Genomic DNA, 14,901 nt, shown 5'->3' on the forward strand with positions numbered 1-14,901 from the left:
TAAGAGAGATGGGGTATGGGTACTGAACCCTTGAAGGATACATAAGGAGGAATTCTGTTGTCTGAACAATTAAACCGGCTATTGCTGTTTATAGGGTCCTACGCGGAAGCCGAAGGGCCAGGGGTTTATGTCTACGAGCTGAATGAAGATAACGGGGCGCTTAACCGGCTCGATCAGGTGTCTGGGCTTGCGAATCCGACATTTTTGAACGTGGATGCTGCCAATCATAAGCTGTATGCAATTACTGAGGCTAAAGTTGACGGAAATAAAGGAGGTGCGGTTGCTTCTTTCGAGATTGACTCTGCAAGCGGTAAGCTGCAGGTGCTGAACCGGGAAGCCAATCTTGGAAGTACGACTTGCCATATTAACCGGAGCAAGGATAACCGTTATTTGGTAGTCTCCAGTTATCATGGAGGCACGGTGGGGTTGATAGAGCTGCTTTCGGACGGTACCGTTGGCAGGCTGCTGGATACCAAACAGCATACGGGCCAAGGGACTAATCCTGAACGCCAGGAGAAGCCGCACGTGCATTCCGCGTTCTTCAGCCCTGACGGCAGATATCTATTCGTTTCGGATCTAGGAATTGATGTGGTTCGGACTTATACCATTAATGAGGAGAGCCGGTCTTTGGAATTCCACGCGGATACTTTGCTGCCGCCGGGTTCAGGGCCTCGCCACCTGACATTCCATCCAAGCGGAGAGTATGTGTATGTCATTAATGAAGTGAATTCCACCATTGCCGCATTCAGCTACGACAAAAGCTCTGGAAAGCTGAGCGCCTTAGAAGTCGTATCGACACTTCCCGAAGGCTATCAAGGTGAGAATATTACCGCGGAGATTGCGGTATCCTGCGATGGACGGTATCTCTATGGCTCCAACCGGGGGCACGACAGCATCGTCGTTTATCAGATTAATCCGGATACCGGAAAACTGAGTTATGTGGAGCACGTTTCTACAGAAGGGGGGCATCCCCGTCACTTTGCATTAACGCCGGAAGGCAAGCTCTTGGTTGTGGCGAACCGGGATTCCAACAATCTGACTGTATTCCGGGTCGATGTGGAAACAGGCCGGCTTACATTCACTGGGGAGACGGCGGAAGTGTCCAAGCCGGTATGTGTACAGCCTGTAAGATTTTAATGAAATCAGATAAAGAGGAAGAAAGCGGCCTGCGGGCCGCTTTTTTTTTGTGAGGCAGCAGGAGTGAATATTTAATAAGATTATTGAATAAAAATCATTTTAATATATTGTAAATTATGGAATTTATGGTATATTGAAGATGGGACGTCCCAAATCCATGAAGTGACGAGAGGATGAGTTGATTTGAAAAAGAGAACGCTTTCCATGCTTATGCTTGTGCTTGTGTTGATCTTCGCCGCAATTCCAATGGCTTCAGCTGCTTCTTCCCAAACCAGCGTCCAAATTACTGGACAAGGAAATCTGGTCTTCTCAGGCCTCTTACATGGCGGTCATCTTCCATACTATGGACCTGAAGGTTCATTCAAAGTCACAAATTCAAGTGGACAAGTTGTTTTCTCAGATTATCGGGCAACCAACTCAGATCCCGGGTATTTTTTATTCAAAGTGCCCAATCTACCTTATGATACTTACACCATAACAGGCACGGCAGAGACTCCGAATACGTCTGTCGAGTTCTACACGCCTTCATTCTAAATTTAACCCGTGCAAACAACCGCAGCCATGCGCAGGCTGCGGTTGTTTATTGTACAATCCTTCAGGTTATACCCATCATACCCGGGTATAACCCAGGGGTTAGTCTCTGAACAACCCGGAAGTACGTACGCCCTCCCAGAAGGTCAGGAACTGTGGGATATCCATCTGCTGGGCCGCATCGGACAACGCGGTCTGCGGGTCGGGGTGCACCTCCACCATAATGCCGTCCGCACCTGCGGCAAGAGCTGCCTTGGCACAAGGGAGCATAATGTCCTTGCGCCCGGTGGAGTGGGTCACATCAACAAGCACCGGCAAATGGGTTTCCTGCTTGAGCAGAGGAACCGCAGAAATGTCGAGCGTATTCCGGGTCCATTTCTCATAGGTTCGGATTCCACGCTCAATGAGCATGACCTGAGGGTTCCCGCTAACTACAATATATTCCGCTGCATGGACGAATTCTTCCAGCGTTGCTGAAATTCCCCGCTTGAGCAGAATAGGCAGCTTGGATTCTCCGGCCGTCTTCAGCAGCTCGAAGTTATGCATGTTCCGGGCGCCGATCTGAATGACATCGATATATTGGGCGGCCAGTTCAATATGCGCCGGATGAACAATTTCGCTGATGGTGGCCAGCCCGAACTCATCCGCAACTTCTTTTAACATGCGAAGACCCTCAATACCAAGGCCTTGGAAGTCATACGGAGAGGTTCTCGGTTTGAAGGCTCCTCCCCGGATCACCTTGATTCCGGCCTCCTTAAGTGCGGAAGCGACCGTGCGGAGCTGCTCGTAAGACTCCACGGAGCAAGGGCCTGCAACCATAACTTGGGTGGCACCGCCAATTTGTGTACCCTTGAGTTCGATAAGCGTATTCTCCGGTTTCTTCTTGCGGCTGACGAGGAGCTGCTTCTTGTGATCCTCTTCCTGGAGGTTCAGGGAGGCTTTGAAAATTTCCTTGAAAATATGCTTAACAGCCGCATCCTTGAATGGCCCTGGATTCTGCGCCGTCAGCTCATCAAGCATCGTGCGCTCACGAACGGGATCAAATTTGGGAATTCCTTGTTTCTCCTTCACTTCACCAATTTCTCTGGCAATTTGGGCCCGCTCATTCAGCAGGCGAAGCAGCTCAAGATTGATTCCATTAAGCTTCTCACGCAGCAGTTCCAATTGTTCATTCATGACATATTTCTCCTATTCTTTTGGAATTATATATGAAAATAAAAAAAAGGCTGCCTGTCAAGGGACGGCTTAATTAGCCGCGGTACCACCCTTGTTAGACAACCATTGTGTAATCTCGCTCAGCACGGTAACGGTGTGGGGCCGGATATCCCTACTTAGCCTGTCGTATCAGGCTGTTCAGCATATCGACTCGGGAGCGAACTTCGGCAGCGCGAGATCTGCGGGCCGCTCTCAATCTCCGGCTGGCCCGTCCCTGTCAGAACGCCTCTGCTTACTTTTCTCCGTCGCAGTCTTTGAGGACTACATGCAGTTACATGAGATTATAGGTCTTGTTGGCAAACTTGGCAAGAGCATAGTAAACTGCTATAAACAATTGCAGCGTTAGTTCAATAAAGAGAGTGATTGTTAACTACTTGGTGTTCATATAGCGGGCCAGCTCGGAGGAAGTCGCCTGTAAGGCCGGATATTCCAGGTTTAGACCCTCCAGGGTCTGTACAAGAATCCGGAGAACCATATAATTGCGGAACCATTTCTGATTCGCCGGTATCCAGTACCAGGGAACCTGGTCTGTACTTGTGGAAGCCATCGCCTCTTCATAAGCTTGCTGGTATTGGTCCCAGTATTCCCGCTCCAGCAGATCGGCCGGGTCAAATTTCCAGAATTTACGGGGCTCCTCCATTCGCTCATGGATTTTCTGAAGCTGCTTTTCCTTGGAAATGTGAAGGAAGATTTTTATGATTTTCGTACCTTCATCGGCAAGCATGGACTCAAAATGTTTAATGTGTTTCAGCCGGTTCTTTAGCGTTTCTTCTGTGGCCGTTTTATGAACCCAAGGGACCAGCACATCCTCATAATGAGAACGGTTGAAGGCGGCGATGTAACCTTTGGCTGGGGTATACTTGTGAACCCTCCAGAGGAAATCATGCGACACTTCCTCCTGGGTCGGCTTTTTGAAGCTGGTGACCTGGAACCCCTGCGGATTCACACCCGAAAATACATGTTTGATCGTTCCATCCTTGCCGCTTGTGTCCATCCCTTGCAAAATCAACAGGACAGAGTGCTTTTTCTCGGCATAAAGCACGTCCTGCAGTTCAGCTAGCCGCTTATGGAGTCCTTCCGTTTCTTCTGCAGCTTCATCTTTGCTTTTGAATGATCCGGTGTCAGAAGGATCGGCACTGCGTAGAGAAAATTCATGTCCTGGTTTTATCAGAAAATTTTTTAAATCCATGGCTATCACCCCTTATTGATACGTATAAACAAACTGATTGTACAATAATCATTAATCGAACCGATAAAAAATGCATCTTTATCTAAAAAATATTGTTACTATTCAGGATTTGGCCCGTATTGATAGGAGTAACAGTTGCTATCTTGATTCGGAGCAGTGGACTGGATTAAGATGGAACCAACTACAAATATAAAAAGACGGGGTAAAAGGAGCCATAGCTTAATGAATTTTTTTAAGGAGATGTTTCAAATTGCAGGAGTCAGGAGATTTTTTGCACTCGTTTTCCTGATTCTGGTGCTGTATCTGTTCCGCAGCATGCTGAACTTGATTCTGATCACGTTTATTTTCACGTATCTGATTCACCGGCTTCACAATTTTATTATCAAGAGTACAGAGAAGACAGTCAGGCTTAACAAGACGTTTACCGTAGCATCCATCTATGTCATCATCCTCAGCCTTATGGGTTATGTCATATACAAGTATTCCCCGGTGCTCGTTGCAGAATTAAATGAACTCGTAAATCAGGTCATTTCCTTCTATAACAAGCCCCCTGTTGACATGCCAAGCAACATGATTGTCGATTATTTGATGGAATATTTGAAGAAGATCGACCTGGGCAGTTATGTGGACAAAGGTCTGGATTTCATTCTTAAGACGGTTACCGATATCGGTAAATGGGGCTTGAATCTTTTTCTTGCGATTATCCTTAGCTTGTTCTTCCTGCTTGAGAAAGAGAAGGTTGCGCGCTTCACCTCCAAATTTAGCGAGAGCAAGGCTTCTTATTTTTTTAATGAACTTCAATACTTCGGTAAGAAGTTTGTTCATTCCTTTGGTAAAGTCATTGAGGTTCAATTTCTGATCTCCCTGACGAATGCCGTACTGTCTACTATTTTCTTGTGGATTCTAGGATTCCCTAATTTGATCGCACTTGGAGTAATGATCTTCCTTCTTGGTCTGGTTCCGGTTGCGGGCGTGTTTGTCTCGTTGATTCCGCTGTGTGCCATAGCGTTTAAGATCGGCGGCATTACTAAAATTATCTACGTGCTGGTTATGATTGTCGTACTCCATGCGATTGAGGCGTACTTCCTTAATCCGAAGTTCATGTCCTCGAAGACGCATCTTCCTATCTTCTACACGTTCACCATCCTTCTGGTGTCCGAACACTTCTTCGGAGTATGGGGGCTGATCGTCGGTATCCCAATGTTCATGTTCATGCTTGATATTCTGGAGGTTCCAGTAGGTGTAGGCGTTCAAGCTTCAGTTCAGGCGGCAGTGCCTGTCATTGAAGATGAGGGCCAGAGCAAATCGAAGAACAGGCCGTTAGACTAACTTAATCACTTGATCAACACTAAATAATGAAGACCCGATCCATAGACCGGTGCTGCGGTCAGATCAGGTCTTCATTATTTTTATTTTAGCGTAGGAGAAGCGTTGAAAACGTTGAAATCTCTATCCCCTTTTCAGTACAATTCAAATAGATAAAAACGGCAGGTGAGGAGGAGGGCCAAGATGAGAGCTTCCGTGGATAGTATGACTAGCGGAGCCACGTTTCGGGTAATTGATTTAAAGGTTGACCCGGCCGGGTAAATGGTACGATCTCGGCCCGAATTATGGAAGATGCTGGACCGAATACTATATTAATATATATGGCCCCCGTATCCAGGAGTGGGTAGATAACGGTCTGATTAATCCCTGACAGGTTATATTTGTGGGCAGAACGACAAGTGGATACATAAAGTTGAATGGACTTTCATGCAGATCAAAGAAATTGCCCTGATGCTTAAATTTGAAGATACTCTGTATTTCTCAAGGAGATTCAAGCCGTTTACCCGAATTTCGGCTAACCGCTACCGGGGCAGCATTTAATTATGAGGAAGAAAATGATAGGAGAGCGGTCACAATGACGATGCAGCAAAATGAAGCTGTTCTGGGATTAGATATTGGCACGACCAGTCTGAAGGCCGTGTTATTCGGCCAGCGTGGCCGTGTGGTGGCATCCAGCACGATCGAGTATCCATTAACCCATCCGAAGCCGGATTACGCAGAACAGGACCCTGAACACATTCTTCAGGTACTGATTGAATCCGTAAGGCGGGTACAGAAAGAGAGCAAGGCTAAGGGTTATATCATTAAGGCAATTGGATTCAGCACAGCGATGCACTCCCTGATCGCCATGGATGCCCAGGACGTCCCCTTAACCCCGCTTATAGTCTGGACGGACAACAGGAGTATTAAACAGGCAGACAAGCTGAAGAATGAGCTTGGCGGCCACGAAATATACCGGCGTACGGGAACACCTATTCACCCTATGTCTCCTCTAGCCAAAATATTATGGATGAAAGAGGAGGATCCAGGCACATTCAGCCGGACCCGAATGTTCGCAGGAATCAAGGAGTTTGTACTGCACAGGTTATTTGGCAAGTACCTGAGCGATTACTCCATTGCTTCAGGTACCGGGCTTATGAGGTTAGAAACCTTGGATTGGGACCAGGAAGTGCTGGAACTGCTCGGAATCAGCCGTGAGCAACTGCCTGAGCTTGTGCCAACTACCCAGGTGCTGACGGGAATAAAGGCCTCCTACGCCGTTGAAATGGGCATTCCCGCAGATACTCCTTTCGTAGTCGGGTCAGCTGATGGAGCCCTGGCTAACCTGGGCGTAGCGGCAACCTCTGCCGGGGAAGTGGCTGTTACGATCGGTACGAGCGGAGCTATCCGGACCGTAACAGATAAACCCGTAACGGACGAGAAGGGCCGCACGTTCTGTTATGCATTTCCTGATGATAAATGGATTGTGGGGGGGCCGACAAATAACGGGGGAATTATGCTCCGATGGCTCAGAGACCAGTTCGCAACCCCTGAGATTGAGGTTGCCCGTAAGCTCGGAATAGACCCATACGATCTCATGATTAAGTATGCCGAGAAGGTGCCAGCGGGTTCGGAGGGTCTATTATTCCTTCCTTTCCTTACGGGTGAGCGGGCTCCGTATTGGAATGCGAACGCGAGAGGAACCTTCTTTGGAATCAGCCTGAGACACCAGCGGGAGCATTTCATTCGTGCGGTTCTGGAAGGCGTGGTGCTTGGGTTATTCTCTGTCGGTGTGGCGCTCCGCGATATGACAGGACCCGCCAAAGAGATTATTGCTTCAGGTGGATTTGCCCGTTCTCCCGTCTGGCGCCAGATTCTCTCAGACGTGATGGGCAAGGAGCTGCTCGTTCCAGAGGTGGCCGACGCCTCGGCCATGGGGGCCGCCGTGCTTGCTCTTTATGCGATAGGCGACATGGATTCCCTGGCAGAGAGCCGTTCCTGGGTGCGTATCTCACACCGGCATGAGCCGGACCTTAAGAACAGTGAAGTCTACCTGCAGCTCTATTATATGTATGAGCGTTTATACAGCAAACTTAAAGATGAATTTGATATTATGGCGGAGTTCCAGCGAAGTGGCGGGTTTGGGACAGAACGGGATTAATAAGATGAGCTGCCCAGCCGGGCAGCTCAAGCAAGGTCATTGTCCAGAAGTTTTCTGGTTAACTTGATTCTGGTGTGAACGAAAGTCTGGCGTGCTGCCGGGTTTATCCGGGATGGACTTGCAGCTGCGGTTGACCGCTTTTTGAATTTTGCCGGGCAGCATGGCTTTGAACTTGTCAGCCTTGTCTTGGCTGAGCTTTCCGTCTTTGACACTCTGGTCAATTCTTGCTGTAATGGAGGTCTGCAGCCTGCCCACATATTCGGCTTCGCTCCAGCCCTTCTTTTTGCTGGCGATCTGAAGTAAGGTTCTGCCTTGTTTGAGCTCAGTAACGACTTCCTCCTGTTTAACCCCAAGAAGCTCGGAGGTCTCACGGACCAAATGACGGTAGAAGTGGCCAGGGTGCCTTCCGTGTCTGCCTTCGGTCTGGTTCAAATCTGTTCCCGGTTGTCTAATGGCATAAGGCTCGCTTAAAGCGGAGACTTTGCCCGCAAATGCGCTCCATGCGGCACCTGCGGTAAGCAGTATAACCGCCAGGGCACGAAGCAGCTGGGATATATTATGCTTGTTCATAGTAGTTTCCACCTTTTCTTGTTGAAGTATGGTGAGCCGTTTGCAGTGGGACATTAGTAAGTGTGGACAACAATACATAGTTCATAAACCGGTCAGATTTAAATTTTGCATTAATTTTAGGGTAATGATGTTAATAGCAGCCCAAGGAATAGGAGGGATGGCCCTTGACGTTTGGAGCGAGAATGCTGAAGACCGGGATCGCGGTGACTTTGGCTTTATATTTGAGCGTCTGGCTGAATTTGCCTTCACCGGTTATTGCCGCGGTCGCTGCCATTTTTGCAATGCAGCCCTCTATCTACCGGTCATGGAGATATCTGATTGATCAACTTCAGACGAATACCCTCGGAGCAATTTTAGCGATGCTTGCAGGAACCGTCTTCTCCAAAGAGCCGATTGCGGTGGGATTGGTATGTATTCTGGTTATCATGATCTGTCTTAAGCTGAACATGGGAGATACAATAGGGATTACCTTGGTCACGGTGGTTGCCGTGATGGAAGCGTCAGGCCAGTGGCAGTTCGCGCTGAACCGTTTTGTTCTCAGTCTGGTGGGGATCGTCTCGGCCTTCGTAATCAACATGGCGGTATTCCCTCCTAAGCCCCGCGTCCAGTTCGTCAGTCAGATCCGGCAGACCTTCAACCAGCTGTCTCTCCTGCTTAGAACGGTTATCTCTGACGAGATTAAAGAGGCGGTATTCCGTAAGGAGAAACGGGAGCTTGAGGATTCCATCAATTCACTTGGAGATAAATTCAAGCTGATGGAAGAAGATTTGAAGAAGCTGAAGACACCGAAATTCAGTGACAGCCGGAAGCTGGTAGTCTATAAGCAGATGCTGAATACCCTGCGCAAAGGCTATGAAGTGCTGGACGCAGTAGAACAGCATTATTTCCAGGCGGTCAGACCCGAATCCATTAATCAAGAGTTCGATGCCCATTTGGAAAGGCTGATCCGGTTTCACGAGCATATCCTGCTTAAGTTCGATGACAAGCTTAAACCGAATTTTCTGGAGGCCGAGCTTCTGGAACAGGAGAACGATGATTTTCTGAGAAGAATGCTGGATCATTACGCGGAGAAAAGAGTCGGGGTGCTCAGACTTTCGATTGTGTCAGCGGAAATGTATGACTACGGACACCAGCTTGAGCGTCTTAACCGGCTGTCTGATCATTCGTCAATCTCACCGGATGAGAGCTGAGCGTCCTGAAGTCGCTATAGCTCCTCTCCGTAGGTATTGAACCAGTAATTATGAAACAACACAAAAAGTCCCGCCTAAGGCGGGACTTTACTTTATAAGTCAAAACCAGAAGCATAACGACATACAGCACGGTGGTCCGAAATTGATTTATAACCAAAAAGCTGGTAAAATAAAAATTGGACTCAACAAATATCTGAATCCATAGAAATCCTAAATAAATTTTAGCACACATCAATGAGATTGTCAATAGGTAGTTTGTACAGGAAAAGGGGCGAATTCACTTGAGTATTACGGAGCAGGATTGGAAGGATGAGCAACAGCGTGTTAATGACGTCACCTCACTCATCTCAACACGGATTAAGCGGCTGGAACATGAGGTTGGAAATGTCCGTGGCGATGTTGTGGAAATGCGTAAGGATTTCTGGGATGAGGTCACCATGAACTTTAGTGAAGCGGATGATGTCGGTGAGACGTCCACAAGCCTGCGGCAGCAGTCTGAAATTCTGTCCGACCGGGAGCGCAGCCATCTTCATGCTTATGCGGCCCTTGGCAAAATGAAGCGGCTGTTTCAGTCTCCTTATTTTGGCCGGATTGATTTCACAGAGAACGGCGAGGGAACCGAGTCCATCTATTTGGGTATTGCTTCCCTGCTTGATGATGGGGATGAACAATTCCTTGTATATGACTGGCGGGCCCCCATTTCGAATCTGTATTATGACAGCACGCCCGGGCCAGCTTCATATGAGACTCCCTCGGGAGAGATCAGCGGGAATATTGAGCTTAAGCGGCAGTATGTGATCCGGGATGGCGATATCAAGCTGATGTTCGACACCGGGGTAACGATCGGGGATGAACTGCTGCAGGAGGTTCTCAGCCGTTCCTCGGACGCGCAGATGAAGAGTATTGTTGCGACCATCCAGAAGGAACAGAACCGGATTATCCGAAATGACCGCAGCCGCATGCTCATTGTTCAGGGGGCGGCGGGGAGTGGTAAAACCTCAGCAGCGCTTCAGCGTGTGGCTTATCTGCTGTATAAATACCGGGAGCAGCTTACGGCCGAACAGGTCATTCTGTTCTCTCCCAATCCTATGTTCAACAGTTATGTATCCACGGTACTGCCGGAGCTGGGTGAGGAGAATATGCGGCAGACCACGTTCCAGGAATATTTGGAGCACCGGATCGGCAGGGAATTTCAGCTCGAAGATCCTTTTGTCCAACTGGAATATGTCTTGTCAAGATACGATGACCCGGATTTCGAACACCGGATTGCAGGTATACGTTATAAATCCTCCCAGCAGTACTACAATGTGATTAACAAATATAAAGAGATGCTGGAGAAGAAATTGATGCAGTTCAGGCCGCTAAGATTCCAGGGCCAGGAAGTGGTTAGTACTGCGGCGATTCAGGAGCGGTTCTATGCGTTTGACCCGTCGGTCAAATTGGCGAACCGATGTGAATTGCTGAAGGAATGGCTGCTGAAAGAACTTGCCGCTTTCGCCAAGGGTGAGCTTCGGGCTCCATGGGTGGAGGAGCAGATTCAGCTCCTGGATAGTGAAGAATATCAGCGGGCTTATCAGCGGATGCGGCGCAAGAACCGCTCTAAGAGTGAGTCATTTAGCGATTATGATGACGAGAAGACTATTTTGGCCAAAATGGTTGTCAGCACCCGGTTGAAGCCGCTGCGCAAGTGGGTCAAGGCGCTTCGGTTCGTGGATGCCAAGAAGCTGTACGCCCAGCTGTTTGAACAGCCGGAAGTGATGAAGGAGCTTAACGAGGGAACACTCCCTGAGTATTGGGCGGAGATCAGCCATTATACGCTGGATAAGCTTAAACAGTCAGAGCTTGCTTATGAGGATGCGACCCCTATGCTGTATTTAAAAGAGCTGGTACTTGGCTTCCGCTCAAATACTTCGATCAGACATGTCTTTATTGACGAAGCTCAGGATTACGCTCCATTTCAGTTGTTCTTCCTGAAAAGGCTCTTTCCAAGGGCGAAGATGACTGCGCTGGGTGATTTGAATCAGGCCATTTATGCCCATGCGTCCGTGCTGCAGCAGTCTTCAGTCCTGGCGGATTTGTACGGGGAGCAGGAGAGTGAACAAATCGTCTTGACCCGGAGCTACAGATCTACGAAAGAGATTGTAGAGTTTACGCGCGGCATGATCCCTGGCGGGGAACGTATCCAGCCATTTAACCGGAGCGGAGACATGCCGCAAGTCCGCCGTGTGGCTGATAAGAATGAGCTTCACACTTCAATACACCAAGATATCGAAAATCTCCGTGAACAGGGTTATGAGACCATTGCGGTGATCTGTAAGACAGCTGAAGAAAGTCTGGAGGCATATGAAGCGCTTAAGGAGATCCCTTCCATTAAGCTGATCAAGAAGACAACCTTGAATTTCGAACGCGGGATTCATGTTATCCCGGCCTATCTGGCAAAAGGGGTAGAGTTTGACGCCGTCCTGATCTACGATGGTTCCTCATCAGCTTATGCTCGTGAGACGGAACGGAAGCTTTTCTATACGGCCTGCACACGTGCCATGCATTTGCTGCATATTTACTCAGTTGGAGAATTCAGCTCCTTCATTACAGATGCTGAAGCGGGTACGTATCTTACGGCTGATTAATCATGTTCTCCGCTGAATATTCTCTATGCTAATCATCCACAATAACAGGTATCCGAGCCCTGCTCGTCATCTGAAAGGTGGTCCGAAAAGCATGGATAACAAAAAAGGGGATCTGATTGCGCTTGCTTCCATTCCGCTCATCATGACCCTTGGTAATTCAATGCTTATTCCCATTCTTCCGGAGATTTCCCGGAAGCTTCACGTGAGCTCTTTTCAAGTCAGTATGCTGATAACAGTTTATGCCGTTGTAGCTATCATTCTCATTCCGATTGCCGGCTACTTGTCTGACAAATTCGGCAGAAAAGCGGTGATTATACCAAGCCTGATTATTACCGCACTTGGCGGTGGGGTATCTGGGGCCGCTCCATGGTTCGGAGATGGGATGATGGTGTATTGGATTATTCTCGCGGGAAGGTTCCTTCAAGGTATTGGGGCGGCCGGGGCATTCCCCATTGTCATTCCTCTCGTCGGGGACATGTTCGAGGATGAAGAAGATGTCAGCAAAAGCTTGGGATTGATTGAGACCTCCAATACGTTCGGCAAGGTGTTAAGTCCGATTCTTGGAGCTCTGCTGGGCGCCTGGCTGTGGTATCTCCCGTTTCTGACGATTCCTGCTCTTTGTCTGATTGCCCTGCTGCTTGTGATTTTCTTGGTGAAATCACCGAAACGGCGGGAGGAGACGCCCTCGCTTGGTTCCTTCCTTCATTCAGTAAAAGGGATTTTGAAGGAGAAGGGACGCTGGCTGTATGCCATCTTCGCCATCGGCGGAATCTGCATGTTTCTCTTGTTTGGGGTTTTATTCTATCTGTCGGAGCAGCTTGAGACCAAGCATCATCTGGATGGTGTGCTAAAAGGGCTGGTGCTGGCGATTCCTCTTGCGTCCCTGTGCCTGGCCTCATATATCACAGGTAAGAAAATCGGTAAAAATAAAGTGTTAATGAAATGGTCCAGTGTGATCGGCATGGTGCTGTCGACGGCCTCCTTATTCGGCATCAGCATGTTCAATAACATCTATTTCGTGATATCGTGTCTGATTATATGTGGTGCAGGAATTGGAATTGTGCTGCCTTGTACGGACAGCCTGATCACAGAGGGAATCGAGAAGCAGCAGCGGGGGACGATCACTTCGCTTTACAGCAGCATGCGGTTTATCGGGGTCTCTTTAGGTCCCCCGGTCGTCTCACTGCTCATTAAAACCACACATATGACCATGTTCTTCGTTATAGCTGGTGTATCCCTTGTTGCGGTGGTTCTGATTCTGTTCGCCATCAGACCTACACCGGACAAGGAGGGAGAGCCTCCTATTAGAAGAAGACATGCGATCCATCAACCTTAACTAGTCTTAGAGCCTGCGGCTAGCAGGCTCTTATTATATGATTCTAGGGTGCCCAGGCCCTCAGAGTTTTGGTATGATAGGAACGTGTGAATCTACATACCGGGAGGACGAGAGAATGAACGGAAAGCAAGCTGCGGGTTATTTGGCCGCCGGATGGGTGGAAGACGGAATGACAGTTGGCCTGGGTACGGGGTCAACGGCTTATTTTGCGATTGAAAAGCTGGGGGAACGGGTGGCCTCCGGTTTGCGTATTAAGGCGATAGCCACCTCCAAGGCTTCAGAGGATCTTGCGCGTAAATTTAATATCCCGCTGCTTCAAGCTTCAGAGGTGAAGAGACTGGATATTGCCATAGATGGAGCGGACGAGCTTGACGCCGCTTTGAATTTGATTAAAGGCGGGGGAGCTGCCCTGCTGCGGGAGAAGCTGGTTGCACAGCACAGTGACCGTTTCATTGTCGTGGCCGACGGCAGCAAGGTGGTTGACCGGCTTGGGGCATTTAAACTGCCGATTGAAGTAGTGCCATTCTGTTATGAATGGACACTGGGCGGCCTTCAGGAGCGCTATGATGTGCCATTTGCCCTCCGGGTAAAGGACGGGCAGACTGTTGTAACAGATAACGGCAATTACATTATTGATGCGGCGTTTGGACAGATCGCTTCCCCAAGGCAGCTTGCAGAGGAATTGAAGCAGATGACAGGCATTGTTGATCACGGTCTATTTATCGGGATTGCTGAACAGGCTGTGGTCGGTTATGAGGACGGACATACGGAGATTATCAAAGCGAATTAGCTTTGCCGAAATGGACAAGAGGACCGATGAATTTGTCGATCCTCTTTTTTGCTTGTTCTTAATCATGCGGGTGGAATGGGATAATTCGAGTTGCAGGATGACGGGTTAAGTTTCTGCAATAATTCATTTCAGACATTTGTCCGGGTTTCATTCATGGAGTAAACTATACAGGTGTGTTCGGACACTTGGTAAAAGGGGGCAGAATGATGTTGTTGGATGTAAAGAAGCAGGTAGCAAGTCCGGAAATTAGCCAGCTGCTGGAATATGCGGTGTATCCCGATGAAGAAGCCCTGTCTAAGGCGATTCAGCGGTACGAGAGAGAAGAAGATTTGGAGCTTTATGTACTGAAGAATGAGGATGAGTTGATCGGCATTATCGGCTTCCAGATCGATGAGGAGCGCGTTTTGACCATAACCCACCTGGCGATTTCACCCGAGCACAGGGATCAGGGCTATGGCCGGGGGATTATCCTTGAGGTTCTATATGCGAAGGAGCCCGAACGAATTATTGCTGAGACTGATGAGGATGCGGTTGATTTCTACAGAAGCATTGGCTTTGAGATTGTCAGTCTAGGCCGCCTTGCTCATGGAGTAGAACGTTTCCGCTGCACTTATGAGACCGAGCCTCAGGAGGATTAACAGGCGGGTATATGCGGAAATTGGTTCTTTTATTTAGGAAGCCGGTCTATAAATGAATAGAAAGCTCTTGCAGCTGTTATACGTTTAGGCTGCATGTTACTTGGAACCAGCAGGAATGTGTGTGAACACGATCTTGTTGGTTCTTTTCTGTGAGATGGAATAGGTACAAGGGGAAAATTTGACTTTTGGGCAGAGTGGAATTATAGTTCTAT

The 14,901-nt window shown here is 48.5% G+C and carries 12 protein-coding genes and 1 other annotated feature; of the genes, 9 read left to right on the plus strand and 3 right to left on the minus strand.

The window, feature by feature from the left end:
- The first annotated feature begins 57 nt into the window (after positions 1-57).
- Together KJS63_RS08175 and KJS63_RS08180 are read left to right on the plus strand one after the other, a co-directional pair.
- Positions 58-1,137: a lactonase family protein gene (locus KJS63_RS08175; RefSeq protein ID WP_374706263.1), complete on the plus strand. Its 1,080-nt coding sequence runs from the start codon at positions 58-60 to the stop codon at positions 1,135-1,137.
- A 183-nt stretch (positions 1,138-1,320) separates the two neighbouring features.
- Positions 1,321-1,671, plus strand: a complete 351-nt coding sequence (locus KJS63_RS08180) for a hypothetical protein (RefSeq protein ID WP_148449289.1) — start codon at positions 1,321-1,323, stop codon at positions 1,669-1,671.
- Between the two features lie 99 nt (positions 1,672-1,770).
- Here the strand turns inward: KJS63_RS08180 and KJS63_RS08185 are convergent, their stop codons facing one another.
- Together KJS63_RS08185 and KJS63_RS08190 are read right to left on the minus strand one after the other, a co-directional pair.
- The gene (locus tag KJS63_RS08185) at positions 1,771-2,844 is read right to left on the minus strand and encodes a bifunctional 3-deoxy-7-phosphoheptulonate synthase/chorismate mutase (RefSeq protein WP_213618686.1); all 1,074 of its coding nucleotides are present in this window, start codon (positions 2,842-2,844) and stop codon (positions 1,771-1,773) included.
- Positions 2,845-2,901: 57 nt separating this feature from the next.
- Positions 2,902-3,141, minus strand: a binding site (T-box leader).
- Between the two features lie 112 nt (positions 3,142-3,253).
- Positions 3,254-4,072, minus strand: a complete 819-nt coding sequence (locus tag KJS63_RS08190) for a polyphosphate kinase 2 family protein (protein ID WP_213618687.1) — start codon at positions 4,070-4,072, stop codon at positions 3,254-3,256.
- A 222-nt stretch (positions 4,073-4,294) separates the two neighbouring features.
- Between KJS63_RS08190 and KJS63_RS08195 the strand changes: the two genes are divergently transcribed.
- Both KJS63_RS08195 and gntK read left to right on the plus strand, forming a co-directional pair.
- The gene (locus KJS63_RS08195; RefSeq protein WP_213618688.1) at positions 4,295-5,401 is read left to right on the plus strand and encodes an AI-2E family transporter; all 1,107 of its coding nucleotides are present in this window, start codon (positions 4,295-4,297) and stop codon (positions 5,399-5,401) included.
- Positions 5,402-5,978: 577 nt separating this feature from the next.
- Complete coding sequence (gene gntK / locus KJS63_RS08200; protein ID WP_213618945.1) at positions 5,979-7,538, plus strand: gluconokinase; 1,560 nt, start codon at positions 5,979-5,981, stop codon at positions 7,536-7,538.
- Positions 7,539-7,574: 36 nt separating this feature from the next.
- On the opposite strand, the gene KJS63_RS08205 is transcribed toward gntK, so the two are convergent.
- Complete coding sequence (locus KJS63_RS08205; protein WP_213618689.1) at positions 7,575-8,108, minus strand: hypothetical protein; 534 nt, start codon at positions 8,106-8,108, stop codon at positions 7,575-7,577.
- A gap of 164 nt (positions 8,109-8,272) precedes the next feature.
- On the opposite strand from KJS63_RS08205, the gene KJS63_RS08210 reads away from it, so the two are divergent.
- The 5 genes from KJS63_RS08210 (at position 8,273) to KJS63_RS08230 (ending at position 14,689) form a co-directional block, all read left to right on the plus strand.
- Complete coding sequence (locus KJS63_RS08210; protein ID WP_068619482.1) at positions 8,273-9,298, plus strand: FUSC family protein; 1,026 nt, start codon at positions 8,273-8,275, stop codon at positions 9,296-9,298.
- A 281-nt stretch (positions 9,299-9,579) separates the two neighbouring features.
- Positions 9,580-11,925, plus strand: coding sequence for an RNA polymerase recycling motor HelD (helD, locus tag KJS63_RS08215; protein ID WP_213618690.1), 2,346 nt, complete (start codon positions 9,580-9,582; stop codon positions 11,923-11,925).
- Between the two features lie 91 nt (positions 11,926-12,016).
- On the plus strand, positions 12,017-13,261 hold the full coding sequence (gene bcbE / locus KJS63_RS08220) for a bacillibactin exporter BcbE (RefSeq protein ID WP_213618691.1): 1,245 nt from the start codon (positions 12,017-12,019) through the stop codon (positions 13,259-13,261).
- 115 nt (positions 13,262-13,376) lie between these two features.
- Positions 13,377-14,051: a ribose-5-phosphate isomerase RpiA gene (rpiA, locus tag KJS63_RS08225; RefSeq protein WP_213618692.1), complete on the plus strand. Its 675-nt coding sequence runs from the start codon at positions 13,377-13,379 to the stop codon at positions 14,049-14,051.
- A 203-nt stretch (positions 14,052-14,254) separates the two neighbouring features.
- Positions 14,255-14,689 (plus strand): GNAT family N-acetyltransferase, encoded by a 435-nt coding sequence (locus KJS63_RS08230; protein ID WP_244862535.1) that lies wholly within the window; start codon positions 14,255-14,257, stop codon positions 14,687-14,689.
- Positions 14,690-14,901 lie beyond the last annotated feature (212 nt).

This window comes from Paenibacillus sp. J22TS3 (assembly GCF_018403205.1).
Classification (GTDB): domain Bacteria; phylum Bacillota; class Bacilli; order Paenibacillales; family Paenibacillaceae; genus Fontibacillus; species Fontibacillus tuaregi.

Bases quoted from the DNA above. Each gene is read 5' to 3' on its own strand.
- KJS63_RS08185 (WP_213618686.1), bottom strand. From the start codon at position 2,844: ATGAATGAACAATTGGAACTGCTGCGTGAGAAGCTTAATGGAATCAAT.
- KJS63_RS08190 (WP_213618687.1), bottom strand. From the start codon at position 4,072: ATGGATTTAAAAAATTTTCTGATAAAACCAGGACATGAATTTTCTCTA.
- KJS63_RS08195 (WP_213618688.1), top strand. From the start codon at position 4,295: ATGAATTTTTTTAAGGAGATGTTTCAAATTGCAGGAGTCAGGAGATTT.
- gntK (WP_213618945.1), top strand. From the start codon at position 5,979: ATGCAGCAAAATGAAGCTGTTCTGGGATTAGATATTGGCACGACCAGT.
- KJS63_RS08205 (WP_213618689.1), bottom strand. From the start codon at position 8,108: ATGAACAAGCATAATATATCCCAGCTGCTTCGTGCCCTGGCGGTTATA.
- bcbE (WP_213618691.1), top strand. From the start codon at position 12,017: ATGGATAACAAAAAAGGGGATCTGATTGCGCTTGCTTCCATTCCGCTC.
- rpiA (WP_213618692.1), top strand. From the start codon at position 13,377: ATGAACGGAAAGCAAGCTGCGGGTTATTTGGCCGCCGGATGGGTGGAA.
- KJS63_RS08230 (WP_244862535.1), top strand. From the start codon at position 14,255: ATGATGTTGTTGGATGTAAAGAAGCAGGTAGCAAGTCCGGAAATTAGC.